23 protein-coding genes are annotated in these 25,896 nt (G+C 68.6%); 8 read left to right on the forward strand and 15 right to left on the reverse strand.

Annotated features, from left to right (window positions below):
- The 4 genes from F3087_RS37655 to F3087_RS37670 form a co-directional block, all read left to right on the forward strand.
- On the forward strand, positions 1-2,500 hold a 2,500-nt coding region (locus tag F3087_RS37655), incomplete at its 5' end, for an SDR family NAD(P)-dependent oxidoreductase (protein ID WP_150406926.1).
- Positions 2,497-4,614: a hotdog family protein gene (locus tag F3087_RS37660; protein WP_150406927.1), complete on the forward strand. Its 2,118-nt coding sequence runs from the start codon at positions 2,497-2,499 to the stop codon at positions 4,612-4,614. The genes F3087_RS37655 and F3087_RS37660, both read left to right, overlap by 4 nt.
- Positions 4,611-6,191 (forward strand): PfaD family polyunsaturated fatty acid/polyketide biosynthesis protein, encoded by a 1,581-nt coding sequence (locus F3087_RS37665; RefSeq protein ID WP_150406928.1) that lies wholly within the window; start codon positions 4,611-4,613, stop codon positions 6,189-6,191. Before F3087_RS37660 ends, F3087_RS37665 begins: the two co-directional genes overlap by 4 nt.
- 112 nt (positions 6,192-6,303) lie before the next feature.
- The gene (locus F3087_RS37670) at positions 6,304-7,308 is read left to right on the forward strand and encodes an acyl-ACP desaturase (RefSeq protein WP_150406929.1); all 1,005 of its coding nucleotides are present in this window, start codon (positions 6,304-6,306) and stop codon (positions 7,306-7,308) included.
- 25 nt (positions 7,309-7,333) lie between these two features.
- Here the strand turns inward: F3087_RS37670 and F3087_RS37675 are convergent, their stop codons facing one another.
- From F3087_RS37675 to F3087_RS37720, 10 genes are all read right to left on the reverse strand, one after another.
- Entirely contained in the window at positions 7,334-8,068 is a 735-nt protein-coding gene (locus tag F3087_RS37675) for a DUF998 domain-containing protein (protein WP_150406930.1), read from the reverse strand.
- Positions 8,065-9,237 (reverse strand): lipase family protein, encoded by a 1,173-nt coding sequence (locus F3087_RS37680; protein WP_223885653.1) that lies wholly within the window; start codon positions 9,235-9,237, stop codon positions 8,065-8,067. Before F3087_RS37680 ends, F3087_RS37675 begins: the two co-directional genes overlap by 4 nt.
- A gap of 219 nt (positions 9,238-9,456) precedes the next feature.
- Positions 9,457-10,269 carry a carbohydrate ABC transporter permease gene (locus F3087_RS37685; protein WP_150406932.1) on the reverse strand — a complete coding sequence of 271 codons (813 nt, stop codon included), beginning with the start codon at positions 10,267-10,269 and terminating at the stop codon, positions 9,457-9,459.
- Positions 10,259-11,221 carry a carbohydrate ABC transporter permease gene (locus F3087_RS37690; protein WP_150406933.1) on the reverse strand — a complete coding sequence of 321 codons (963 nt, stop codon included), beginning with the start codon at positions 11,219-11,221 and terminating at the stop codon, positions 10,259-10,261. Before F3087_RS37690 ends, F3087_RS37685 begins: the two co-directional genes overlap by 11 nt.
- 4 nt (positions 11,222-11,225) lie before the next feature.
- Positions 11,226-12,086, reverse strand: coding sequence for a metallophosphoesterase (locus F3087_RS37695; protein ID WP_150406934.1), 861 nt, complete (start codon positions 12,084-12,086; stop codon positions 11,226-11,228).
- Complete coding sequence (locus tag F3087_RS37700; RefSeq protein ID WP_150406935.1) at positions 12,083-13,456, reverse strand: ABC transporter substrate-binding protein; 1,374 nt, start codon at positions 13,454-13,456, stop codon at positions 12,083-12,085. The genes F3087_RS37695 and F3087_RS37700 overlap by 4 nt, the downstream gene beginning before the upstream one ends.
- Positions 13,457-13,503: 47 nt before the next feature.
- Positions 13,504-14,637 carry an ABC transporter ATP-binding protein gene (locus F3087_RS37705; RefSeq protein WP_150406936.1) on the reverse strand — a complete coding sequence of 378 codons (1,134 nt, stop codon included), beginning with the start codon at positions 14,635-14,637 and terminating at the stop codon, positions 13,504-13,506.
- Between the two features lie 9 nt (positions 14,638-14,646).
- A complete protein-coding gene (locus F3087_RS37710; protein WP_150406937.1) occupies positions 14,647-15,540 on the reverse strand; it encodes an alpha/beta hydrolase family protein in 894 nt (297 codons plus the stop codon).
- The gene (locus tag F3087_RS37715; RefSeq protein WP_150406938.1) at positions 15,537-16,061 is read right to left on the reverse strand and encodes a PaaI family thioesterase; all 525 of its coding nucleotides are present in this window, start codon (positions 16,059-16,061) and stop codon (positions 15,537-15,539) included. Before F3087_RS37715 ends, F3087_RS37710 begins: the two co-directional genes overlap by 4 nt.
- Before the next feature lie 29 nt (positions 16,062-16,090).
- Positions 16,091-17,248, reverse strand: coding sequence for an acyl-CoA dehydrogenase family protein (locus F3087_RS37720; protein WP_150406939.1), 1,158 nt, complete (start codon positions 17,246-17,248; stop codon positions 16,091-16,093).
- Between the two features lie 147 nt (positions 17,249-17,395).
- Here F3087_RS37720 and F3087_RS37725 point away from each other — a divergent pair, with 147 nt between their 5' ends.
- On the forward strand, positions 17,396-18,325 hold the full coding sequence (locus F3087_RS37725) for a PDR/VanB family oxidoreductase (RefSeq protein WP_150406940.1): 930 nt from the start codon (positions 17,396-17,398) through the stop codon (positions 18,323-18,325).
- Between the two features lie 13 nt (positions 18,326-18,338).
- Here the strand turns inward: F3087_RS37725 and F3087_RS37730 are convergent, their stop codons facing one another.
- Entirely contained in the window at positions 18,339-18,776 is a 438-nt protein-coding gene (locus F3087_RS37730) for a hypothetical protein (RefSeq protein WP_150406941.1), read from the reverse strand.
- A gap of 223 nt (positions 18,777-18,999) precedes the next feature.
- On the opposite strand from F3087_RS37730, the gene F3087_RS37735 reads away from it, so the two are divergent.
- Complete coding sequence (locus tag F3087_RS37735; RefSeq protein WP_150407078.1) at positions 19,000-20,553, forward strand: phytoene desaturase family protein; 1,554 nt, start codon at positions 19,000-19,002, stop codon at positions 20,551-20,553.
- A 4-nt stretch (positions 20,554-20,557) separates the two neighbouring features.
- Here the strand turns inward: F3087_RS37735 and F3087_RS37740 are convergent, their stop codons facing one another.
- Genes F3087_RS37740 through F3087_RS37750 form a run of 3 tightly spaced genes read right to left on the reverse strand, consistent with a single transcriptional unit; the run spans position 20,558 to position 22,431 of the window.
- The gene (locus tag F3087_RS37740) at positions 20,558-21,541 is read right to left on the reverse strand and encodes a zinc-binding dehydrogenase (protein WP_150406942.1); all 984 of its coding nucleotides are present in this window, start codon (positions 21,539-21,541) and stop codon (positions 20,558-20,560) included.
- 15 nt (positions 21,542-21,556) lie between these two features.
- Positions 21,557-21,979, reverse strand: a complete 423-nt coding sequence (locus F3087_RS37745; protein ID WP_150406943.1) for an organic hydroperoxide resistance protein — start codon at positions 21,977-21,979, stop codon at positions 21,557-21,559.
- Positions 21,976-22,431: a MarR family winged helix-turn-helix transcriptional regulator gene (locus tag F3087_RS37750; protein ID WP_150406944.1), complete on the reverse strand. Its 456-nt coding sequence runs from the start codon at positions 22,429-22,431 to the stop codon at positions 21,976-21,978. The genes F3087_RS37745 and F3087_RS37750 overlap by 4 nt, the downstream gene beginning before the upstream one ends.
- Before the next feature lie 251 nt (positions 22,432-22,682).
- On the opposite strand from F3087_RS37750, the gene F3087_RS37755 reads away from it, so the two are divergent.
- On the forward strand, positions 22,683-23,480 hold the full coding sequence (locus F3087_RS37755) for an SAM-dependent methyltransferase (protein WP_150406945.1): 798 nt from the start codon (positions 22,683-22,685) through the stop codon (positions 23,478-23,480).
- On the opposite strand, the gene F3087_RS37760 is transcribed toward F3087_RS37755, so the two are convergent.
- The gene (locus F3087_RS37760; protein WP_150406946.1) at positions 23,477-24,259 is read right to left on the reverse strand and encodes an IclR family transcriptional regulator; all 783 of its coding nucleotides are present in this window, start codon (positions 24,257-24,259) and stop codon (positions 23,477-23,479) included. The two genes, F3087_RS37755 and F3087_RS37760, sit on opposite strands and share 4 nt — an antisense overlap.
- Before the next feature lie 87 nt (positions 24,260-24,346).
- On the opposite strand from F3087_RS37760, the gene hutH reads away from it, so the two are divergent.
- Positions 24,347-25,894: a histidine ammonia-lyase gene (gene hutH, locus F3087_RS37765; protein WP_150406947.1), complete on the forward strand. Its 1,548-nt coding sequence runs from the start codon at positions 24,347-24,349 to the stop codon at positions 25,892-25,894.
- Positions 25,895-25,896: the final 2 nt, after the last annotated feature.

Here is a 25,896-nt window from a genome sequence, read left to right on the forward strand (position 1 = left end):
CGATCTCGGCGTCGACTCGATCAAGCGGGTGCAGGTGATCGGCGCACTACAGGAACGGTTTCCGGACTTACCGAGCCTCGGCCCGGAGCAGTTGGGCACGCTACGTACCCTCGATCAGATCGTCGACGAGCTCGCCTCGTCGGTGGGCGGTGATGTCCACCCAAAAGCTGAAGCCGCGGCCGAAACGCCGCGGCACGCCGTCGAACTGATCACCCTGCCCGCCGTCGACCGGGCCGACGCGCCCTACCGCGCGGACGCCGACATCGCGCTCCTGGACCTCAGCGGGGAGGCGGAGGCAGACTGTGCCGCACTCGAATCCGCGTTCGTCGCACTCGGCTGGGCAGTCCATCGTCGCAGTGGCCCGGATCTGGCGGAGCTCGGCTCCGTGGATGTGTGCCTCGTTGTCGTCGGCGATGCGGCCCACTGGGATTCGGCACAGCAGCGCCTCGGCGCGACCATCCTGGCCGCAGGTCAGGCGGTGCCGTTGTTGCAGAAGGCCGATGACCGGGCGAGCTTCGTCACCGTCACGCGCCTCGACGGTCAGCTCGGCTTCGCGGGCACGGCCGATCCAGTGTCCGCTCTGCTCGGTGGCGTCGGCGGCGTGGTGAAAACGCTTGCCGCCGAACAGCCGTCGCTGTTCTGCCGGGCGCTGGAGATTGACCCGGAGGTCACGCCGGAACGGCTGGCCGATCTCGTGACCGCCGAATTGTTCGACGCGGCACGGGACTCCCTCGAGGTCGGAATCGACGCGGCGGGGGAGCGGCGGACACTCCTCCCGAGTGCGTATGCGCCCGCCGGCTCCGTGACCATCGTCCGTCCCGGCACCGAGCAGCAGCCGAGTCTGCTGACGGCAGCGGATGTTCTGCTGGTCACCGGCGGCGCGCGTGGCGTCACCGCGACGTGTGTGAAAGCGCTGGCGCAACGCAGCGAGGCCCGGTTCGTCCTGCTCGGTCGATCCGAGCTGACACCCGAACCCGACTGGGCGGCAGGCGTTCCCGACGCGGACCTCAAGCCCGCGGCGGTACGTGCGCTGGCGAGCACGGGCGTGAAGCCCCGCGAGATCGAGCGCGCCTGCGCCGGAGTGCTTGCGGCGCGGGAGATCCGGGCGACGCTGACCGAGCTGGGTTCGCGGGCCGAGTATCTCGCGGTGGACGCCACCGACGAGACCGCGGTGCGGACCGCGCTCGCACCGTGGCGCGACACCATCACCGGCGTCGTCCACGGGGCCGGGGTGCTGGCCGACTCGATGATCACGGACAAGACCGCCGAATCCATCGGACGAGTCCTGGAACCGAAGATCGCCGGACTGGCCACCGTGCTCGCCGCCCTCGGCGAACTGCGGCACCTGGTGCTGTTCACCTCGGTGGCGGGCCTGTTCGGCAACGCGGGGCAGGCCGACTACGCCGCCGCGAACGAGGCGCTGTCCCGGTTCGCGGTGAGCTGGCGGCGGCACCATCCCGACTGCCACGTCACCGCGATCGACTGGGGCGCCTGGGACGGCGGCATGGTGACGCCCGCGCTCCGCGGCCACTTCCTGGCCCGCGGCATCGCGCTGCTGGACCCGGAGATCGGGGCGGCCGCCTTCACCGAGCAGTTCACCGCGGATCATCGGGAGGACACCGTCGTCCTCATCGGTCCCGCGAACGGACTGTCCGGCGACGCCGGCGTCGAACCGAGCGCTGTGTCCGCTCGACGGGTACTGACCGGACTCACCGACGAGCCGATCATCCAGGCCCACCGCATCGGCGAACACGTCGTGCTGCCCGCCACTTTCGGCCTCGGCGCGATGATCAACCTCGCCGAGCGCAGCCTGGCCGGCCGAACCGTGGTCGGTGTCCGGGACTTCGAGGTGCTCAAGGGAATCGTGTTCGACCGCCCGATCGACGAGGTCGAGCTCGAACTGATCCCCGGCGAGTCGGCCGACGGCCGGACGTTGGTGGAAGCGAACATTCGCGGCGGCAACATCCTGCACTTCCGCGCCACGCTGCTGCTCGGCAGCGGCGCGGAGGACGCGCCGAGCAAGCTGATTCCGAGCGGATCGGCCAGCGACGCGAACATCTATCGCGACGCCATCCAGTTCCACGCGCCGGCCCTTCAGGGTCTGCGCCTGGTGCGGGCGGCCTCCGACGACGCGATCGTCTTCGAATGCTCGCTTCCGGCAGCCCGAGTGGCGAACGGCGCCTACGCGGGCCGCTTGCACGATCCGGTCCTCGCGGACCTGATCCTGCAAGGCCCGCCGGTCCTCGGCTACCGCCTGCTCGGCGGCGCCTGCCTGCCCCTCGGGGTCGGCCGGGCGGACTACTACCGGCCGTTGCCCGCGGACGAGACGTTCCTGCTCGTCGTGGACAACCCGCGCACGGGACGCGTCGATGCCCGCATCGACGCCACCGCGATCACAACGGACGGCGCAGTGCTGCAACGGTTCTCCGACGTCACCGTGGTGACGACGCCGGATCTGACAGAGAAGTTCCAGACCTCGGTGAGGCGGTGGATGGCATGACAGTGCTCGAGTTCGACGGAATACCGTTCGACCCGACGGGTTCCGCGGTGGCGATGAGGTCCGAAAACAGTGGCGCGGCCCCTGATCCGGATCCGTCCGCTGAACGGGCGGACGCGGTGGCGACACGCGGGCCGCAGTACCCGCACGGCTCGCCGAGCGGCGAACGGCAGGGCGCTGACCCGGTGGCTCCGAGCTCCGGAAACGGCGGCATCGCCGCCGGTGGTGGCCCGGCGGTCGCCTCGCCGCGCGTCGGTGCGGCACGAGTCGAGAACCCGCTCAGCGAGATTCGCGCCGGCGTGGTGACCGCGCACCGTGCGGCCTTGTCCGCGCAGGTGGCCTTGCAGCGGGCGGTCTGGCGGCGGACGTTGCGCGCGGCGACCGGTGACAGTCAGCTCGTCCCGGCAGTCGGCGAGCCGACGGGCGGCCCCGGTTTCGGCGGCGGCAACGGCGCCGTCGCCGAAACCGAGGGCGCAGCAGCCGAATCGGCGTTCAAGCCGCTGGCCCGCACCCGGCTGCGGAGCCTCGACCGCGCGGCCCTGCTGCGCCTGGTCGACGGCGATGTGGCCGGTGTGTTCGGCTCTCGGCATCAGCGATTCGGCGTCACCTCGGTGGCTCGACTCGCCGCGGCCGGGCCCCTGGTGCTGACCGACGTGACGACGATCGAATTGCGCGGCGGCACCGGAAAGGGCCGCGTGGTCGCGCACTTCGACGGCGATCCGCAGGCCGCGGCGGTGCAGGCCGCGGAGGTGTTCGCGCTCTTCACCGGCATGCAGCTGTGCCTGTCGGGCAGCACGCTGAATACCGCGCAGCTCAGCGGCTCGGTCGTGGGCAGCGCCGCAACGGTGGAACTCGTCGTCACCGACATCGACCTGGTGCCGAGGCCGCACGTCTCCGCGACCGCGAACTTCCCTGGCACACAGGGACAGTTGCAGGTCACCGTCACGGTCGCCGAACCGGTCGGCACCGGAGTCGGACCGGGCGCGGCCGCACCGTCGCTGCTGCTCAACGAATTCCACATGACCCACCTCGCCCGCGGCGACCAAAGCATCGCCATGGGACCGGAATTCGCCGAATACACCGGCGTGCGCGCGACTCGGCTGCCCACCGGCGGCCTGCTGCTCGTCGACCGGGTCATCGAATTCGACGGCGCGCGTGGCCGATTGGACGGCGCGACCTACACCACCGAATACGACTCGCCCGCCGATTCCTGGTACTACGGCGACACGGCGAACGAGTCCATGCCGCACTTCGTCTACATGGAAACCTCGCTGCAAGCCGCGCTGCTGATGGGCTACTACGCGGGACCGACCCTCACCCAGCCGGGCGTCACGCTCAGCCTGCGCAATCTCGGCGGCACGGCAACGGTGCTGCGCCAGATAGACCTGCGCGACAAGACGATCGAGCAGTCGTCCCGGTTGCTGTCGACCACGATCCTGCCCGGGTCGTCGCTGCAAACGTTCGACTACACGCTGAGTGTGGACGGCGAGCCGTTCTACTCCGGCGAGACCATGTTCGGCTACTTCAGCGACGAGGCCCTGGCCAACCAGACCGGCCTCGACGCGGGCCGCGCGGCCCCGACCTGGCTGGACGAGCACGCGGACGCGCGGATCCGGACCATCGACGTGGCCGCGCGTCGTGCCGACCCGGCCGCCGAACTGTGCGCGCGCCGGACCCTCGCCCTGATCGACCACATCGACGTGGTCGACGGCGGCGGGAAATACCAAGCGGGCTACCTGCATTCGCTGCGCGCGATCGACCCGTCGGACTGGTACTTCGAACGGCACTTCCACCTCGACCCGGTCATCCCGGGCTCGCTGGGCGTGGAGTCGGTCATCCACGCGGTACAGGAGTGGATGCTGGACGCGGGATTCGCTGACTCCCTTAGGGACCCGGTCTTCCGCATCCCCGCCGACCTGCCGTTCAGCTGGCGCTACCGGGGCCAGTTCCTGCCCACTGACGGCACCGTGGAACTGGACGCGCACATCAAGGAGATCCGGCGCGGACCGCACGGCGTCACCGTCATCGTGGACGGTTCGCTGTGGAAGCCCGGCCTGCGCATTTACGAACTCAACGACCTCGCGGTCGAACTCGTCGAGCGAGAGGACCACCGATGACCACCGCGCAGACGAGCGCCGTCGCCCAGACGGCCGAAGAGATCGGCGCCGTGCTGCTCGAGGTACGGCGGCCGGCCTGGATCGTCCGCCACGACGGCCGGGTCGGCGTGACCTCGGACGCGGGCATCGCCGCCCGCGCGGAGGTGCTCACCGCGGTCGCCCCGCTGCCGCCGGAACTGCTCGGCGACAAGCAGTTCCACGCCACCCACGGCGTGCGGGCCGCATACGCGGCGGGGGCGATGGCCAACGGGATCGCGTCGCCGGCCCTGGTTTCGGCGATGGCACGGGCGGGCTACCTCGCCTCGTACGGCGCCGCGGGGGTCACGCCCGCGGTGGTGGACGCGGCGCTGGCCGAACTCAGCGCCGCGCTGCCCGGAAAGCCGTTCGCCTGCAACCTGATCCACAGTCCGTCCGAACCGGCGCTGGAACGCGCCATCGTCGATTCCTGCCTGCGCCACCAGGTGCGCTGCGTGGAGGCATCGGCCTTCATGGGACTCACCGCCGAGGTGGTCCGATACCGGGTCGCCGGTCTCGGCGTCGATCGGCACGGGCAGGTCGAGGTGCGGAACCGGTTGATCGCCAAGGTTTCCCGGGTCGAGGTGGCCGAGCCGTTCCTGCGGCCCGCGCCGGCGAATCTGCTGCGTCAGCTGGTCGCGTCGGGCGACATCACCGCCGAGCAGGCGCGGCTGGCCGAGCAGGTGCCGATGGCCGACGACATCACCGCGGAGGCGGACTCCGGCGGTCACACCGACCGCAGGCCGCTGCTGGTGCTGTTGCCGGAACTGATCGCCGCGCGCGATCGGAGCATTCTGCCGGCCGCTGCCGCGGTACGCATCGGTGCGGCGGGCGGCATCGGCACTCCGGCGGCCGCCGCCGCGGCGTTCGCGCTGGGCGCCGCCTACGTGGTGACCGGCTCGATCAACCAGGCCACCCGCGAGGCCGCGCAATGCGACACCACCAAAGAGCTACTGGCCCGAGCGGATTTCGCCGACTGCACGATGGCGCCGTCCTCGGACATGTTCGAGCTCGGTGTGCAGGTACAGGTGCTGCGCCGGGGCACCATGTTCGCCGCCCGCGCGCAACGTCTCTACGACACCTACCGCGCGTACGCCGGAATCGACGACATCCCGGCCGACCTGCGCCGTGACCTGGAGGCCACGCTGTTCCGGCGACCGCTGGACGCGGTGTGGCAGGACTGCGTCAGCTACTTCACCGAACGCGATCCGGGTCAGCTGATCGGCGCGGCCGAGGATCCGAAGCGCAAGATGGCGCTGGTGTTCCGGTGGTATCTCGGCCTGTCGTCCGGGTGGAGCATCCGCGGCGAGGCCGACCGCGCCGCCGATTACCAGGTGTGGACCGGGCCGGCGATGGGTGGCTTCAACAGCTGGGTCAACGGGACTTACCTGGCCGCGCTCAGCAACCGGCACGTCGCCGACATCGCCGATCAGCTCATGCTCGGCGCCGCCTATCTCACCCGGATCGCCCAGCTCCGCACGGCGGGCGCGCGGCTGCCGGCCGACTGCCACCGCTTCGTTCCGCGGCCGCTCGGCGCTGCCACCAGTTCTGGGGGCAGCTGATCGGCCGGTTGAATTGCCACCTACGGATCCGTAGGCTCGCGGAGGTTGTCGCGCTGGCGGTCGTGTTCGGTCCCCGCGCAAAGTGAGCCAAAATGTCTGAGGGGTAACGCAAATGGGCCGACTTCTGACCCAGCTCGAGCTGCTCACCGAGCTGGAACCGATCGCGGCGGACAACGTCAACCGGCACCTGTCCATGGCGAAGGCCTGGCATCCGCACGACTACGTGCCGTGGGACGAGGGCCGTAATTTCGCCGCGATGGGCGGCGTCGACTGGGACCCCAGCCAGTCGCAGCTGTCCGACGTCGCCAAGGCGGCGATGATCACCAACCTGCTCACCGAGGACAATCTGCCCTCCTACCACCGGGTGATCGCGGAGAACTTCTCCCAGGACGGCGCCTGGGGCACCTGGGTCGGTCGCTGGACCGCCGAGGAGAACCGGCACGGCATCGTGCTGCGGGACTACCTGGTGGTCACCCGCGGCGTCGACCCGGTCGAGCTGGAGAACGCCAGGATGATCGCGATGACCACGGGCTTCGACCCGCTGGCCGTCGCGAAGTACGGCACCATCGATCCGAGCGAGGTCCCGGACACCGGATTCTTGCTCGGCGTGGCCTACGTGACCTTCCAGGAACTCGCGACCCGACTGAGCCACCGCAACACCGGCCGGGTGTGCAACGACGCCATCGCCGACAAGATGCTGCAGCGCATCGCCGCCGACGAGAACCTGCACATGATCTTTTACCGCAACATGTGCGGTGCGGCGCTGGACCTGGCACCCGACCAGGCGATCGAGGCGATCGCGCTGACGCTGATGAACTTCCAGATGCCCGGCGCGGAGAACCCCAACTTCCGCCGCTACGGCGCGCTGATGGCCAAGCACGGCATCTACGACATGCGCCAGCACCTCGAAGACGTGGTGATGCCGGTGCTGCGCATCTGGAAGATCTTCGAGCGCACCGACTTCACCGCGGCCGGCGAGCAGACCCGCGAAAAGCTCGCCGACTACCTGGCGAAGTACGAACGCGACATGCTCAAGTTCGAGGAGCGCCGCGACCGCATCGCCGCCCGCCAGGCGAGCAAGCGCGACTCGGCCCCGCTCACCACCACGCTGCGCTAGAGCAGCAGCAATAGGGTGCGAGGCGTCAAGCCTCGGTAGCTCCACCGGATCGCGCGGACTCGACGGCGGTTTCGTTGCCCTGGAGCTGGATTCGGGGCAGCGCGAGGAAAAGAACGGCGCCGGTAATGATTCGCCAGACGACGAACGGATCGATCGCGAGGCGCTCGGCGGTGCCCGCGCCGAGGCCGAGGTGGTTCGGGGCGAGGCTGGCGATCATGCCGATGACCGTGACGGCGATCAGCGCGAGAGTTGTTGCGGTGTAGGCGCGGTGGGTGCGGTAGAGGCGGGCGATGATGATCATGATCGCGAGGCCGGAGAGCAGTTCCAGATAGGCGCCGGCCGGGTGCAGGACGACGCGCAGCTGGTTGCCGTTGGGGACCTCGCCCGCGCTGCCGGGGAAGAGCCCGACCAGGACAATGCCGAGACAGTTGATCAGGGCCAGATAGGGGATCGACCGTGCGGCACGGGTTTTCGGCAGCAGCGGGGTGAGCAGCAGAGCGGCGGCGAGCACCAGGACGCCGAGCAGGACGAACTCGGCGGACATGAGCGCGTGCCACGGTGAACAGATGTAGCGCGGGGTGGTCGCGCCGTATTGCGCCATGTCGCCGAAACATTCGGGGACGCCGAGGTCGCTGATCATGTTCGCGGACCAGCTGTAAGGGTTCGCGTCGTGCCAGCGGCCGCCGACGACCAACTCGGCGATGTAGTACGTGATCGTCAGGAACAGCAGTGCCGCACCGAATTTCAGGCGGGCGGTCATGCGCGGCAGGTGGTCGGCGGGACGGGCAGACCGGCGAACCGGTCGTTGATCCACGCGGTGACCAGATCGCCGCGGGCGCGCCAGGCCTCGTGACCGCCGGGCAGCACGTGGTCGACCAGGTTGATGCCCAGGCGGCACATATCGGCTACCGCCTGATTGCCCCACGCGGTGTTGACCAGGTCGTCGCTGTCGCCGCGGGCGAGGAAGGTCGGGATGTCGGTGGCCACCTTCGGCAGGTTACCGGCGGATTCGTAGTCGGCCAGCAGGCTCTTCGCCGTGTCGTCGACGAACTGCGCGGCGGCCGGCGTCGCGGCCTGGCCGACGGCGAAGTCCTTCAGCGTCGACTGGCCGGTGCACAGGCCTTCGAGCCGGGGCGCCGCCGCGAGCAGCGGGCCGTGCAGCACCTTGTCGTAGGAGTAGTCCGGATGGTCGTAGCGGACGGCGGCGACCAGATAGGGCAGCAGCAGGTACTGGCCGACGGTCAGCGTGTTCGTCTCCGCGGCCTTGGCGAGTTCGCTGCGCAGCGCGGGCGAGAGCAGCACATTGCCGAGGATCTTCAACTCGGGCGCGTAGGTTTTCGCCGTTTCCACCGCGGACTCGGTGGCGCGCCCGCCCTGCGACAACCCCACGAGCACAACGTCTTCGGTCACCGGCAGGTCGAGTTGCCGCACCGCGCGCACGGAGTCGAGCACGTCGTAGCCCGAGGACTCGGCTTGCAGATACGGCGCGGAGCCGGGGCCGTCCAGGCCCTGGTAGTTGGTCATCACCACGGCCTTGTGCGCGTCGAGGAGGTTGGCGACCGTGACGTCGTTGCCGAACAGCTCGGGCGAGCTGGTCGGCGCGCACTCGTTGGCGACCCCGGAGGTGCCGTGGCCGTAGGCTACCAGCGGCCAACCCCCTTCCGGCGCGGCGCCTTTCGGCAAGTACACCGCACCGGACACCTCGATGGGCGCTTTGTCCGGTGCGGTGGAGACATACCGGATATACGTCGCCGAACCGGCCGACGCGGAGATCTTCGGACCGCCGTTGGTCAGCGGCCGCTGGGAAAGGAGCGTGCCCGGCTTCGGCGGCGTCTCGGCGGCGGTGTCCGGCGAAGACCCGCAACTCGCGGCGATCAACGCCGCGGCGGCGGCAAGGGAAACCCACGTCAGTGCCCTTTTCGGACGCACGATCCATTCGCTCCTTCGACTCTGCTGCGCACCGTTAGCTATCCCCGCATCACCCTGTGCCCCTGCGTCGACGATTCGCTCCGCGCTGTTACAGCGCTCGGTTCGACCGCAGGTCGTGATGTTCCCAGCAAGATCAGGATGTCGTGTGATCGCCGTCTCCGCACGGCCGAGTGAGCGGAATCTCAGTTCGCGTACCGATTCGTAACCGACGGCCTGAAACTACTTAAGTCCCGACCGCACGAACGCGTTCACGATGTGGCGCTGCAACAGCAGATACATCACCAGGACAGGCAGGCAGGCCAGGCTCGCCAGCGCCATCATCGGCCCCCACTGATCACCCTCGGTGCCCATGAAGCTGCGCAGCCCGAGCTGGAGCACGCTGTTGGACTGCCGCAGCACCACCGCGGGCCAGAAATATTCGTTCCAGGCATTGATGAACAGCAGAATGCCGAGCGCGGCCAGCGCGGGCCGCAGGTTCGGCACGACCACGGTCCACAGGATCGACCAGGACGAGCGGCCGTCGATCTTGGCGGCGGCGACCAGCTCCTTGGGAAAACTCGCCATGTGCTGCCGCAGCAGCAGCACCGCGAGCGCCGAGCACAGCGTCGGCAGCACCACGCCGACCAGTGAGTTGATCAGCCCGAGCTGGGTGAGCAGCACATAGTTCGGCAGCATGGTCACCTGGAACGGCACCAGCCAGGTGCCGACGAACGCCAGATACAGCACCTTCTGGAACGGGAAGGTGTACATCGCGAACGCGTAGGACGCGAGCAGCGCGACGAGCAGCTGCCCCACCGCGGACAGCGCCGCGATGAAGAAGGTGTTGCCGATCAGTCCGACCACGTCGACCTTCGCGGCCGCGTCGGTGTAGTTGGCGAACGAGATCGGCCACGGGATCGGCGACAGCGAGGTGACGTCCTCGGGCCGGCGCAGCGAGGTGGCGAACAGCCAGTAGATCGGGAAGATGCACACCAGCGCGGTGACCGCGAGCAGCACGTGGCTGCCCGCGGTCCGTAAACGATCAATCATCATGGAAGGCCACCTTTTCCGAGATCCACACCAGGATCCCGGCGATCACGCCGAATCCGGCGAACAACAGCACGCCGGCCGCCGCGCTGAGCCCGGCGTCGAAGCTGTGGAAGGCGTAATCCCACAGCAGGTAATAGATATTCGTGGTGGCCTGCGCGGGACCGCCCTGCGTCATCGAGTCGATGAGCGGGAAAGTCAATACGGGACTGAGCAACACGGTGGTCAGGACGAGGAACATCACCGTGGGGGACAGCAGCGGCAAGGTGATCCAGCGCCGGATCTGGCTCGGGCTCGCGCCGTCGACCTGCGCCGCCTCGTGGTAATCCCCGCTGATACCGGCCAATCCGGCCCACACCACCAGCACGGAGAACCCGAGCAGCTGCCAGCCGGTGATCGCGATGATCACGATGTGCGCGGTGCCCGCGTCGTAGACCCAGTTGCGGTTCGAGCCGATCAGCTGGTCGACGAATCCGCTACCGGGATGCAGCAGCCAGCGCCAAACTGCCGCCGCCGCAACCGGAGCCACCAGGAACGGCACGAAGATGAACGCCTGATAGATCGTCCGGGCCCGCCCCCGCACCCGCTTGCTCGCCAGCGCGATCAGCACCGGCAGGATCACCGTGAACGGCAGCATGCCGACGATCAGCGCGCCGGTGCGCCCGATCGAGTTCCAGAACGCGGGCAGGTCCATCAGCCGCTCGTAATTGCCCGTCCCGACCGGCTTCATCGGCGAGGTCGGCAGCAGATTCCACGAGTAGGTGGACAATTCGAACGCCTGCACCAGCGGCCGGTAGGTCCACACGACGAGCAGGAACAGCGCGGGCGCCAGATACAGGTACGGCACCACGAACCGCCCCGCCCGGCGGAACCGGGCGAGGCGGTGCGGCGGCGGCACCGGGGAAGCGACCGATTCGGCGACTTCCTCGATGGCGCGCGGAGATTCGATGACGAACATCGACCTACCTGGTCTCGGCCGCGGCCAACGCGGCGAGCTGATCGAGCACGTCCTGTTCCGTTCTGTCGTAGACGGTTTCGGCGGGGGTCGCCTCGATCGCGGTGGCCACCAGGCTCGCACCGAGCAGATCGATGCGGCTGTACCCGAATCCGACCAGCCCGCGGTGCCGCCCGACCGGTGCGATCGGATCGATCCGGTAGGACAGCGCCGGCCCGATCCAGACCGGGATGCCGCCGAGCGCGGACGCACCGGTGAGGTGGTTGTGCCCGCAGATGATCAGCCGCACATCGGATCCCGAGAGCACCTCCTCGAGCAGCTCGGGCTGTTCGAGCTTGAGGTACTCGGTGGTGGCGATCGGCGACGGGATCGGCGGGTGGTGCAGCACGAGCAGCGTGCCGTGCTGCGCGGGCGTGCGCAGCACGCCGGCCAGCCAGTCGAGCTGTTCGGGTTCCAGCCGGCCGTCGTGCCGGCCCGGGGTGGTGCTGTCCAATGCGATGACCCGCAACCCGGCGACATCGGTGACGCTGTCGTGGGTGAAGTCGGGATCGACTGCCGCGGAATCGGTTCCGAGCAGCTCGGTGCCGAACACCGCGCGCTCGTCATGATTGCCCATGACATACACCGTCTGCGCGCCGAGGTCGGCGGCCACCGGCTCGACCGCGTCGCGCAGCCGCCGATACGCCTCGGGTGACCCGTTGTCGGTCAGGTCTCCGGACAGCACCAGCGCGTCGATCGGCTGCCCCGAGGCCCGAAGTTGTTGCAGCACATGGGTGAGGTTCTCGTAGGTGTCGACCTTGCCGTGCACCCGTTCGCCGACGGGCCGGATGTGAGTGTCGGTCAGCTGGACGATCGTGACCCCGCTCATGAGACGGGCAGCAGTTTGGCGCCCTGCTCCTTGGCGGCGGTCAAGGTGGACTGCGGATCCTTGCCCTGGAACACGATCGCCTCGACCGCGTCCATCATGCCGTCGCGGATCTGCAGATAGTTGGTGCCCGGCATGGAGATCCACGGCTCCATGTTCGCCAGCTGGGCGACGTTCGGCTGCAACAGCGGGTTCTTCGCCGACCAATCCTTCAGTCCGGCAGGGTCATCCATCAAACCCGTGCGCAGCGGCAGGTAGCCGATGCCTTGGGAGATCTTGGTGTAGGCCTCTTCACTGGTGAGGAACTTGATCAGCTCCCAGGACGCGCGCTGCTTGGCCGGATCGTTGGACAGGATGTGCAGCGACGCACCGGAATTCGTCGGCACCGTCGGCTTGCCGGCGAAGCTGGGCATGGGCGCGGCCCGCAGGTCCCACTTGTCCTTGGCGCCGGTGGTGAAGGTGCCCTGGATCGCGCTGGTCTCCAGGATCATGCCGATGTCGCCGCGGGCGAAGGCCTCGTAGCCCTGCTTCTGGTTGAGCTTGGGCATGCTGCCCGACTCGACCAGCTGCTGTTGCTGCCGCGCCACCTCGACCACCGGCGCGTCGGCGAAGGTCAGCGACTTGCGGTCCGCGGAGATCACCCGGCCGCCGTTGGACCGGACCAGCGACTGGAAGCACCAGTCCTTGGCCGTCTTGGTCAGGCAGTCGACGTAGACGCCGCCCTTACCGGTCTTGCCGGTGATCGCGGCGGACGCCTCGGCGACCTGCTGCCAGGTGCTCGGCGGCTTGGCCGGATCCAGCCCGGCCTCGGTGAACAGCGAGGCGTTGAAATACAGGACCGGAGTGGAGAAGACGAACGGCACGCCGTAGGTGTGGCCGTCCCAATCGGCGAGCGTGCGGGCCTTCGGCGCGTACGGGTACTTGGCGCCGTCGAAGTTGCGCTGCACCTCCTGCTTGGAGACCAGCGTGTCCAGCGGCTTGGCGCCCAGCTGATGGACGGTGTAGTCCAGGTCGCTGAAGCCGAGCTGCGCGACGTCCGGCGGGGTGCCCGCGACCGTCTGGTTCTGGATGCTGGAGATAGTGTCCGTGGCCGGGTTCGGGCTGTTGCCCTGCGGCTTCTGCGCGGTCACCGTGATGTTCGGGAACTTCTTGCGGAAGTCGCCGATGAGCGTGTTGAAGGTATCGGTCCACGCTCCGGCGAGTCCGTAGTTGTAGGACTCGAACACGATGGCCACGTGCTGATCCGGCTTCAGGTCCGGGATCTGCGCGGTGCTGGAGTTCGAGTCTGTGCTGGTGCTCCCGAGTCCGCCGCAAGCGCTGAGCGCGACGGTGGTTGCGAACACCATGCCCAAGATGGGCGCGGTGCGGTTCACGGTGTTCTCCTCATTGATTCGGTGATGTCGGACAGCGTTGTCACGAGTCAGGCGACGGCGACGACTTCGTCGGCGCCCTCGCGTAGCGAATCCGGTTGTGGCTCTTGCCAGGTCATGCGCAAGCCGGATTCGGGGTCGAAGAGGTGGATGTGGGCGGGATCGACGCGCAGCCCGATGCTGTCGTCGGCCTGCACCCCGGCGGGACGCGGGGCGCGGGCGCAGAGGGTCTGCTCACCGGTGGTGAAGTGGATCAGTTCCTCGCTGCCGAGGTTTTCCACCATGCGCACCTCGCCGCGGATGTCGGCGGCGGTCACGTCGAGACGCAGCTGCTCGGGGCGGATGCCGGCGATGACGTCGACCGTGCTGCCGAAATCCTCGGCGGTGATGGCCAATTCGACGTCGATGCCGTCGGCCACCAGGAACAGCCTGCCGTCGCGCTCGGTGACGATGCCGGGGAACAGGTTCATCGGCGGGGCGCCGAGGAAGCCGGCCACGAAGGTGGAGTGCGGCCGGTCGTACAGCTCGGTCGGGGTGCCGACCTGCTCCACCCGGCCCTCGTTGAGCAGCGCGATCCGGTCGGCCATGGTCATCGCCTCGACCTGGTCGTGGGTGACGTACAGGAACGTCGCCCCCAGCCTGCGGTGCAGCGCGATCAGCTCGGCGCGGGTCGCGCTGCGCAGCTTGGCGTCCAGGTTGGACAGCGGCTCGTCCATCAGGAACGCGCCGGGATCGCGAACCATGGCGCGAGCCAGCGCGACTCGCTGCCGCTGTCCGCCGGACAGGGCGCCGGGCTTGCGTCGCAGCAGCTCGTCGAGCCCGAGGATCGAGGCGACCTCGGCCACCCGCTCGGCGATCTTCGCGCGCGGAGTGTGCCTGGTGCGCAACGGGAAACCGATGTTCTTGGCCACGGTCAGGTGCGGGTAGAGCGCGTAGCTCTGGAACACCATCGCGAGGTCACGCTGTTGCGGCGCGCGGTGGGTGATGTCGTTGTCGTCCAACCGGATCACGCCGCCGGTCGGATCCTCCAGGCCCGCGATCATCCGCAGCAGCGTGGACTTGCCGCAGCCGCTGGGACCGAGGAGCACCAGGAACTCGCCGTCGGCGATGTCGAGGCTCACCTCGCGCACCGCGTAGGTCGCGCCGAATTGCTTCGACACCTTGTCAATTCGCAGTCTTGCCACCAGTTCTCCTCAGCCGGGCAGTTCGCCGGCGACAATCCAGGTCGCGACCCGGGCCGCGATCGCCGGGGAATCCTTGACCCAGGTGAAGTGATCGCGATGCTCGACCGGCGAGTCCTCGTCGATGTGCCACTGGGTGACCTGCGCCTTCGGCATCCGGGAGACCAGGAAGTCGACATTGGACTTCGGGCCGAGGACGTCGTCGGACAGCGAGATGGCCAGCACCGGCTTGGTCAGGTTGCGCAGCAGCGTGTTGTATTGCCGTGCTGAACCTTTGGGTCGGTAGTAGCTGGTCAGCGAGTGCATCGCCCAGTCCCGCATGACGCCGCCGGGCATCGGCGCGGGGATCAGCACGCCGCCGGGCCAGTGGCCCTTCCAGCGCGAGACCAGGCCGATCCACTGGATCTGGCTGAGTGCCTCGAACCAGCGGCGCGGGCCGAACGCCCACCAGAACACGGTGCCGGTGCCGATGACGGTCACGCCGGCCACGGAGTCCGGTTCGGCGGCGGCGTAGAGCAGCGCGACCTGGCCGCCGAGGCTGTGGCCGAACAGGTGGAGCGGCGCGTCCGGAAAGCGTTGCCGCACAGCGGCGACGATCGCGGGCAGGTCGATCTCCAGCATCTCGCGATAGCCGAAGTCGCGGTGCAGGCCGAGTTCCGGCTGTGCCTCGCCGTGGGCGCGCAGGTCGCAGGTGGCAACCGAAAGGCCCTGGGCGTTCAGCTCTTTGGCGAGCAGCAGGTAGTTCTTCGCCTTCATCGCCATGGCGGGCAGGATCAGCACCACCGGTGCGTCGGCCTTCTTGCCGGGCAGGAAGCGAACGGTGAAGGTGACGTCGTCCGGGGTCGAGACGGTCGCCGACTCGAGCGTGGTGAATTCCGAGGGCTTCTTCGGGGCCGTGGTCGTCACCGGTCCGACTCCGGGATGGTTACGTCGCAGACGTAGTCGAAGGTGAACTTGGCGACGACCACGTCGCCGTCGTCGACCAGAGAAGCCTTGCCGGACAACTCGAAACGGTTCGACACGGTGGCCGTGAGCACCGCGGCGAGCTCGCGCTCGTCGACGGTGGCGATGGCGCGGATCCGGCCGATGGCCGGCTTGCGGTAGGACGCGGTGCCCGAGCGCAGCACCAGGCGTTCGACGGTGGACAGGCGCGGGGCGGCCGCGCCGACGAACGCGGCCGCGCCGCCGATGTCGGCGGCGGTGAACAGCGCGCCGGCGTGCACCGTGCCCATGTGGTTGCCGACGGTGTCGCCGACCGGGATCTCGACGACGGCGCGCTCCGGGCCGATCTCGGTGATCCGGGTGCCGACGTGGCGGCCGAACGGCACCAGGTCCTGGGACACGGCGCGCAGGTATTCGTAGTCGACGGCGGCGCCGTCGAGTTCGGGGTAGGCGGCGGCGAAGCCGGCGATCTCTCGCGTAGTCATTGCGGTACTCCCTTCAGCGATAACGGATGTCAGCGATTGCGCAGTGCGCGCCTGGCGATGGACCAGCGCAGCACCTCCGACGGGCCCTCGTAGATGCGGAACGCCCGCGCCTCCACCAGGAATCGGGCCACCAGGTAGTCCTCGCAGACGCCGAGCCCGCCGTGCAGCTGCACGGCGCGGTCGAGCACCCGCCAGACCGCCTCGGAGACGAAGGTTTTCGCGATCGACGCGTCGTGGCGCGCCTGCGAGGAGGTCGGGCCCTGCGCGTCGATGGTCTCCGCGGCGGTGCGGATCACGCCGCGGGCGGCGGCGATGTCGATCTCGTTGTCCGCGACCATGCCCTGCGCCAGACCGTGATCGGCGATCGGGACGCCGAACGAGGTCCGGGTGCTGATGTGCTCGATGGCGAGGTGGTGCGCGCGGACCGCGAGGCCGAGCCAGTTCATGCAGAACACCAGCCGGGACGGGGCGAGCCGCACCTGGGCGAGCACCAGGCCCTGGCCGACCTCGCCGAGCACGGCGGAATCGGGAACCACGCAGTCGACGAAGTTCACCTCGCAGTGCCCGCCGGGGGCGCTGGTGTGGTCCAGGGTCGGCATCCGGCGTCCGACCCGCAGGCCCGGGTTGTCCGCGTCGACCAGGAACATCGTCGGTCCGTCGCCGGTGCGGGCCACGCAGATGGTGAACGCGGCGCCCTGCGCGCCGGTGGTGAAGTGCTTGGCGCCGTTGATGATCCAGCCGTCGTCGGTCTCCTCGGCGACGGTCTGCAACATGGCGGGGTCCGAGCCCGCGCCGGGGGCCGGTTCGGTCATGGCGATGGCTGAGCGGACCTCGCCGGCGGCCAGCGGCGCCAGGTAGCGCTCCTGTTGCTCGGCGTTGGCCACGTGGGCGAGCAGATGGATGTTGCCGTCGTCGGGCGCCCAGGCGTTGACCGCGATCGGGCCGAGCAGGCTGGCGCCCGCCGCCTCCAGCACCTGGGCCTGTGCCCGGGTGTCCAGGCCGAGGCCGCCGTACTTCGGGTCGGACAGCGGGCCGAACACGCCCGCCTCCTTCGCCCGCTTCTGCAGGTCGAGGCGCAGCGCGTCGTCCATCACCCGCCCGTCGACGATGACCTCGCGTTCCACCGGAACGACCTGGTCACGAATGAACTGGGTGGTTTTGTCCACCAATTGCCCCACAGTCGTCATGGCGCCAGTTTCGGGGCCGCGGGGCCGTCTGAGTCGGGGCGATAGTCAACGTCGATCGCCCGAATCGACTGCCCGTTCGCCTGCTGCGTGGCCAGGGGATCTCCGAGACGGTGATCGCGACGACCAACCCCGCGAAAGAAGGCCGAAATGACTGAGTTTCCGGTACGGGTGTCGGCGCGCCGCGACGAGGCCGAAGGCGTGTTCTCGCTCGAGCTGTCCGCCCTCGGCGGGGAGCTGCCGGGCTGGACGCCGGGCGCGCACATCGATGTTGCCGTGGGTGACGCGGGAATCCGCCAGTATTCGCTCTGCGGTGATCCCGCCGATTCGGACCGCTGGCGCATCGCGGTGCTGCACGAGCCCGACGGTCGCGGCGGATCACGTCATCTGCACCGCACCGCGCAGCCCGGCACCGAGTTGCGAGTGTCGAAGCCGCGCAACAATTTCGAGCTGGTCGCGCGCGAGAGTTACGTGTTCGTCGCCGGCGGCATCGGCATCACCCCGATCCTGCCGATGATCGCCGCTGCCGAGGCCGCCGGTGCTCGCTGGTCCCTGTACTACGGTGGCCGCACCCGCGCGCACATGGCCTTCGCAGACGAGCTGGCCAAGGAATACTCCACCGCAAAGCTGTTACCTCAGGACGAGCACGGCCTCCTGCCCCTAGCCGACATCCTCGCCACTCACCAGGATGCGACCGTCTATTGCTGCGGCCCCGAACCGCTGCTCGCCGCCGTGGAAGCCGAGGGCACACAGCAGGGCCTACCGGTTCACCTCGAGCGATTCGTCCCTCGCCCAATGGAATTCGCGCCCAACGGGGAATTCGACGTGCGACTGGCAAGCAGCGGACGAACTTTCCGGATCGGCGTCAAGCAATCCATCGCCGACGTCTTGGAACGAGCAGGCATCCCCCTGGTCACGTCCTGCCGGGAAGGCACCTGCGGCACCTGCGAAACTCCGGTCCTGTCCGGCGACATCGATCACCGAGATTCGCTGCTCACCGCCGAGGAACAGGCGCGGGGCGACACCATGATGCTGTGCGTATCGCGGGCCAGGTCAGAGGTCCTGGTACTGGACCTCTGACTCGGCCGGGCCGTCACCCAGCGAGCGACCAGTTGCTGCCGCTCGGAGTTTGGATGGCGTAGTCGATGGAGTTCTTGGTTCCGTATACATCGCCGCCGACGAGCATGCCCAGTTTCTCCGCGACTGCCTGGGCGATCTTGAAGGAATTGCAGGTCGAGATGTAGATATTGCCGGTGTAGCCGCCGGGCAGGATGGCCTTGATGATGCCGGCTAGCTGGTCCGCATTCAGATCGATGACCGGACCTTTGCCGGGGGTGGAATCCTCGTCGCCGATGGAGTCCTCGTCGCCGTGGGCGGTGATGAAGAGGTTCTCGGTCTTGCCCAGCGTGGCACAGGGCCAGAGTTTCTTGCTGTAGGCATACGCGCGGCCGAACGTGGCCGGCTTGTAGGCGGAGTCGTCGTATCCGGCGTCGAGAACATCGATGTCTTTGGCAATGAAGACAACAATCATGAGCTTGCCATTTCTTGTGACGAAAGCCTCTGTTCAACGGAATCGCTTGCATCCATTGAGCTTTCGATCTATTCGATGCATAGAGAATACCGCGTCGGGAACGCGGCAACGGGAAATCGGCACAGGGGACCAGTCGGTTCACGACGGGGTAGCCAGCGGCGACCGGTCGGATCTTTGCCGTGTTGGGGTGCCGATCGGACGGGATTCGTGCTATCGAGGACGGATGGAGCCGACGCGGGCGTCGTATGACGTGGTGATTGTGGGAGGCGGGCACAACGGATTGGTGGCTGCGGCGTATTTGGCGCGGGCCGGGCGATCGGTTGCGGTGTTGGAGCGGCAAGGCAGTACGGGTGGGGCGGCGGTGTCGTCGCGGGTGTTTGCGGGGGTGGATGCCCGGTTGTCGCGGTATTCGTATTTGGTGAGTTTGCTGCCTCGGCGGATTGTCGAGGAGCTGGGGTTGTCGTTTGTTACTCGGCGGCGGCGGATTTCTTCATATACGCCGGTGGGAGGGGGTGGGTTGTTGGTGGATACGGGGTCGGCGGAGCGGACTCGGGACAGCTTTGCCGGGTTGACCGGGTCGGATCGGGATTTCGTTGCGTGGCAGCGGTTTTACGCGATGACCGGGCGGCTGGCCGAGCGGGTGTTTCCGACGTTGACGGAGCCGTTGCCGTCGCGAGCCGAACTGCGGGGGATTGTCGATGACGAGGTGGCTTGGGCAGCATTGTTCGAGCGGCCGCTGGGGGAGATCGTGGAGGCGGAGTTCGCCGACGACACGGTCCGGGGTGTGGTGCTGACGGATGCGCTGATCGGGACGTTCACGCACGCGCATGATGCGTCGTTGCGGCAGAACCGGTGCTTCTTGTACCACGTGGTCGGTGGCGGCACGGGGGACTGGGATGTGCCGGTCGGTGGCATGGGGGCGCTGACGGACGCGCTGGCCGGGGCCGCGCGGGCAGCTGGCGCGGAGATCGTCACCGACTGCGCCGTCACCGGGATTGAAACCGACGGGCGCACAGCGGAAGTGAGCCATGCGGGTGGGGTGGTCGGTGCGGGGCATGTGCTGGTGAATGCCGCGCCGCACGAACTCGCGCGGCTGCTCGGTGAACCGGCGGAGGCGAAACCCGAAGGCGCGCAATTGAAGGTCAACATGTTGCTGACGCGGCTGCCTCGGCTACGCGATGACTCGGTCGACCCGCGGGAAGCCTTCGCGGGGACCTTTCACATCGGTGAGTCGTATGCGCAGCTGGATCGCGCCTACGGCGAGGCGGCGATCGGGCGGATCCCGTCAGCGCCGCCGTCGGAGATCTACTGCCACACGCTGACCGATCCATCGATCCTGTCCCCGGAGCTGGCGGCCCAGGGCGCGCACACGCTCACGCTGTTCGGATTGCACACACCGGCAAAGCTTTTCGCGAAGGACCCGGCAGATGCGAAGGCGGAATTGCTGAAAGCGACCCTAGCCCAGCTGGATTCGGTGCTCGCCGAGCCGATCGGCGACTGCCTGGCCGTGGACGAGAACGGCGAGCCGTGTCTTGAAGCGAAGACCCCGCTCGATCTCGAACGCGAGGTGGGTCTGCCGGGCGGCCATATCTTCCACCGCGACTTGGCCTTTCCCTATCGGGAGGACGACTCGGACACCGACCCGGCCACCCGCTGGGGTGTCGCGACCGGTCACCGCAACGTCCTGCTCTGCGGCGCGGGCGCAGTACGAGGCGGCGGGGTCAGCGGCATCCCCGGTCACAATGCCGCCATGGCCGTGCTCGAACTGCGCCCGTAGCGCGTCAGACCTTCGGCGCCAGCATGACTTTGGCGCTGCGTCCCGGGCTCTCGGTGGCGACGGCCGCGTCGGCCGCCGCGTCCAGCGGGTAGGTGGCTTCGGCGTCGAGCTTCAGCACGCCCTGCGCCGCCGCGCTCACCAGTTCGCCGATCAGCCGCCGGCGATCCTCGGCGGAGGTCTCCTCGATCCGCTTGGAGCCCCAGAAGCCCTTGACCACAGTCTGTTTGAAGATGAGATCACTCGGGCTCAACGTCATCGGCTGGCCGGAGAGCGCGCCGAACGAGATCAGCTCGCCCTTGGGCGCCAGCAACGCCATCGCGTCGCTCGCCGCCTGTCCGCCCACCTGATCGACGGCACGCACGATCGGCGCACCCGACGTCGCGGCGACGGCGGCGTCCCGCCAGCCCTCGGCCTCGGTGTCGAAGACCGGCTCGAAACCGGCCGCCCGCAACGCCGCCACCGACTTCGGCCCGCGCACCAGGTTCAGCACGTTGACTTCGCGTTGGCGCGCAAGCACATTCACCAGCCGCCCGACCGCGCCGTTGGCCGCGTTGATCGCGATCCAATCGCCGGACGCTACGTCGAGATCCTCGAGCAGCATCAGCGCGCTGAGCGGCATGGCCAGCAGCTGAGCGGCGGTCTCGTCGGACACCGAGTCCGGCACCGGCACGACCTGACCCGCCTTGACGACGAAGTAATCGGCCCACACGTTCTGCGCGCCGGACACGGTAATCCGCTGGCCGACAGTAAGTCCGGTGACGCCGGCGCCGAGCGCGTCGATCCGGCCGGCCCCCTCGGTGCCCGGGATCGCGGGCAGCGGCGGCTTGTAGCCGTACACGCCGCGCACGATGGCGAGGTCGTGATTGTGCACCGGCGCGAGGATCAGCTCGACCCGCACCTCGCCCTCGCCGGGTTCGGGCAGCGGCCGCTCGGCCGTGGTCAGTACGTCCTTCGGTTCGCCGAAACTCTCGATGACTACCGCACGCATGGCTTGCTCCTCCGATCAGTCTTCGGCGACAACGACGTCGACGTCGATGTTGCCGCGGGTGGCGTTGGAGTACGGGCACACCTGGTGTGCCTTGTCGGCGAGGGCCTGCGCGTCCGCGCGGGACAGATGGGGCAGCGACACCTCGAGGGTGACCGCGAGCTGGAAGCCGCCGGCGTCGTTCGGGCCGATGCCGACCTTCGCGCCGACCGCGGAATCGTCGACATTGGCCTTGGCCTGCTTGCCGACCAGGCGCAGCGCCGAATGGAAGCAGGCCGCGTAGCCCGCCGCGAACAGCTGCTCGGGGTTGGTGCCCGCGCCGCTGCCGCCCATCTCCGGCGGGGTGGCCAGATCGACGTCGACCTTGCCGTCGGTGGTGCGGGCGTGGCCGTTGCGGCCGTCGCCGGTGGCCAGGGCTTCTGCGGTGTAGAGGGTCTTCATGGCTGTTCTCCTTCGATCGGTGGTGCCGAGAGTGCGCTGGTCAGTCGGCGCAGGGTGGCGCGCAGCGCCAGGAATTCGTCCACGGAAAGACCGCAGGCCTCGGCCATTTCGGCCGGGATGCCGCGGGCTTCGGCGCGCAGGGCGCGTCCGCGTTCGGTGAGTTCGATGTCGACGCGGCGTTCGTCGTCGGCGGCGCGCTGCCGCCGGACGAAGCCCGCCGCCTCCAACCGCTTGAGCAGGGGAGACAGCGTGCCGGAGTCCAACGCGAGGGCGTGGCACACGTCGCCGACGCTACGCCCGTCGCGTTCCCACAGGGCGAGCATCACCAGGTACTGCGGGTAGGTCAGCCCGAGCCGTTCCAGTTTCGGCCGGTAGACCGCGGTCATCGCCCGGGATGCCGCGTAGAGCGGAAAGCAGATCTGCTCATCGAGGGTGAGATGGTCGTCGGTCATGTCCAATAACGTAGTCCTCAATTATATTGTGCACAACTGATCTGCGGGTGTTGCCGGTCACAGTCCGGGGCGTCGCTGGATGTAGAGTGTCGGAGCCCACCGGGCTGGCGAGAACCGCCTTCCGAGCGTTCGGCGGAACACGCGACTCGTGTCCGATCTGACTCTTCGGTGTTTATGTCTGAATTCGCCGACGTGAGCCCTTGGACGCTTGTACAGTCAGCCGCACGTACCACCTCTCGAGGAGCCGCATCATGGTCCGCGAAAGCGATCGGCTGATCCGCACCGATGTACCACATTCCGCCCGTATCTGGAATTACTGGCTCGGTGGTCAGGATTATTACGAAGTCGATCGAATAGCCGGCGAGTCGGGCGAATCGGTGTTTCCCGATATCGGCACCATGGCGCGGCAATCGCGCCGGTTCCTGATGCGCGTCGTGCGCTACCTGGCCGAGGAGGCCGGCATCCGGCAGTTCCTCGACGTGGGCACCGGCCTGCCCACCATGCAGAACACGCACGAGGTCGCGCAGGGTGTCGCGCCGGAATCCAAGATCGTCTACGTGGACAACGATCCGCTCGTGCTCGCGCATGCCCGCGCGTTGCTGATCAATACCACCGACGAAGGCGTCACCGCACTGATCGAAGCGGATTTCCACGATACCGATCAGGTGGTCACCGAAGCGCGCAACATTTTGAACTTCAACAAACCGATCGCGGTCATGTTCATGGGCGTTCTCGGCCACGCGCGCACCTGGGACGACGTTATCCGGATAACCGGCGCTTTGCAGGAAGCCATTCCGTCCGGAAGTTATTTCGCGATGTACGAAGGCACCACCGAAGATCAACGGCTGGTGCGCCTATCGGACTACTACTCGAAAACCGGCGCGGTTCCGTACTACGTGCGCAGTGTCGATCAGGTGCGCGAGGTGTTCAAGAATCTCGATCTCGTCGAACCCGGCATCGTGCCGGTCAACCAGTGGCGCGCCGACGGCTCCGAGCCCGCGAGCGACGTGCCGTCGGCGGCGTGGGGCGGCATCGGCCGCAAGCTCTAGCCGACGCGACCGCCGATGCGCTGAGTGAGGCTGTCGGCGGTAGTCCGGAGCCGGTCGGCCAGGGGAGTCCAGTCGGCCGGGCACGGCGTGGCCTCGCAGTGGTGCCGGAAGGTGACGCTGATGGCCGCGATCGGGCGCTGGTTGTGATCGAAGACGGGATAGGCGACCGAGGCGAACCCCGGCGTGATGTGCCCGTCCTCGCTGGCCCAGCCGCGATTGCGTTCGACGGCCAGCACCGTGCGCAGCGCCGCGAGCGAGTTCGGCCCGCGCTCGGTGCGCCGCACGAACGACGACGCCGACGGGAACAGCGCGCGGATCTGCGCGGCGGGCAGGTAGGCGAGAATCGCCCGCCCGCAGGCGGTCAGATGCGCGGGCAGCCGCACGCCCACCCCGGTGATCAGCGTTTCCGGGCGGATCGGGCGTTCCTTGATCAGGTAGAGCAGCTCGTTGCCGTGCAGCACGCCGAGGTGCGCGTTGTGCCCGACCTGCTCGACCAGTTCGCGCAGCAACGGTCCGGCCAGCCGCTCTAGCGGATCGTGGCGCAGGTAGGCCGAGCCGAGCTCGAACGCGGCGATGCCGAGCCCATAGCGGCGTTCGCTGGGCAGCCGGGTGACGAACCGGGCCGACTCCAGCTCGCCGAGCAGGTGATAGGTGGTAGACCGGGGGAGGCCGAGTTCGCGCGCGATGGTCGATGCCGAGATCGGGCCGGCCCGCCCCGCGAGTAGTTGCAACACCGCCAGGCCGCGGCGCAACGCCGGGACGTCGCTGCTCGTTCCCATGCCATCTCCTCGGCAAGTCTTGGATATCAGACACAATCGGACCGTCCCTCATTCTCCACTGCCCGCGCTGACGGTGGAATGGACCCCATGCCCGAAACTGCACTGCCACCGACTGTGGCGCTAGACGGACCGTTGACCGGGGAACAGGTCGTGGCCGTCGCCCGGCTCGGCGCCAAGGTTCACCTGAGCGCGGCCACCGAGGAGCGGCTGGCGCTGGCCAGGGCGCACGTCGACGCGCTGGCCGCCGGGACGGTGCCCACCTACGGCGTCTCCACCGGCTTCGGCGCACTCGCCACGCACAGCATCCCGCAGGAGAGCCGGGTCGCGCTGCAGCGTTCGCTGATCCGCTCGCACGCGGCGGGGGCGGGCCGCCCGGTCGAGCGGGAGGTGGTCCGCGCGCTGATGGTGCTGCGGCTGCGCACCCTGGCGACCGGCCACACCGGGATCCGGCCGGAGACCGCGGCCACGCTCGCCGCGCTGATCAACGCCGACATCACCCCGATCGTGCACGAGTACGGCTCGCTCGGCTGTTCCGGCGACCTCGCGCCGCTGGCCGCGGTGGCCCTGGCTCTGATGGGCGAGGGCGACGTCGCCGATGCCGCCGGCAATGTGACCGACGCGGCAACGGCCTTGCGCACCAACGGGATCAAGCCGGTCGTGCTGGCCGAGAAGGAAGGCCTGGCGCTGACCAACGGCACCGACGGCATGCTCGGCATGCTGGTGCTCGCGCTGGCGGACCTGCATATGCTGCTCGACGTCGCCGACGTCACCGCGGCGATGAGCGTGGAGGCGCTGCTCGGCACCGACCGGGTGTTCGCGGCGGATCTGCAAGCCCTGCGCCCGCATCCGGGTCAGGCGCGGTCGGCGGCGCGGATCAGCGCCGCGCTGGCCGGTTCGGAGATCGTGGCGAGTCACCGTGGGCCGGACTGCAATCGGGTGCAGGACGCCTACTCGCTGCGCTGCGCGCCGCAGGTGCACGGCGCGGCCCGGGACACCGTCACGCACGCCGAGCTGGTCGCCGGGCGCGAATTGGCCTCGGCCGTGGACAATCCCGTGGTGCTGGCCGACGGGCGGCTGGAGTCCAACGGCAACTTCCACGGCGCGCCGGTCGCGTACGTGCTCGACTTCCTCGCCATTCCGGTGGCGGATGTGGCGAGCATGGCCGAGCGCCGCACCGACCGGATGCTCGATGTCGCCCGCTCGCACGGACTTCCGGCCTTCCTGGCCGGCGATCCCGGCGTCGACTCCGGGCACATGATCGCCCAGTACACCCAGGCCGCCGTGGTCAGCGAGCTGAAGCGGCTGGCGGTGCCCGCGTCGGTGGACTCGATCCCGAGCAGCGCGATGCAGGAGGACCACGTCTCGATGGGCTGGTCCGCGGCCCGCAAGCTGCGCACCGCGGTGGACGGCCTGACGACCGTGCTGGCCGTCGAATACCTCACGGCCGCACGGGCACTGGACTTCCGTGCGCCGATGCGTCCGGCGCCCGCCACCGCGGCGGCCCTGGAACTGCTGCGCACGAAGGTCGACGGCCCCGGCTCGGATCGCCATCTCGCGCCGGAGATCGCCGCCGCGGAGGAACTGGTCCGCTCCGGCGAACTCACCCGTGCGGTCGCACCACACCTCGGCGAATGAGC

This window comes from Nocardia colli, assembly GCF_008704205.1.
GTDB lineage: Bacteria > Actinomycetota > Actinomycetes > Mycobacteriales > Mycobacteriaceae > Nocardia > Nocardia colli.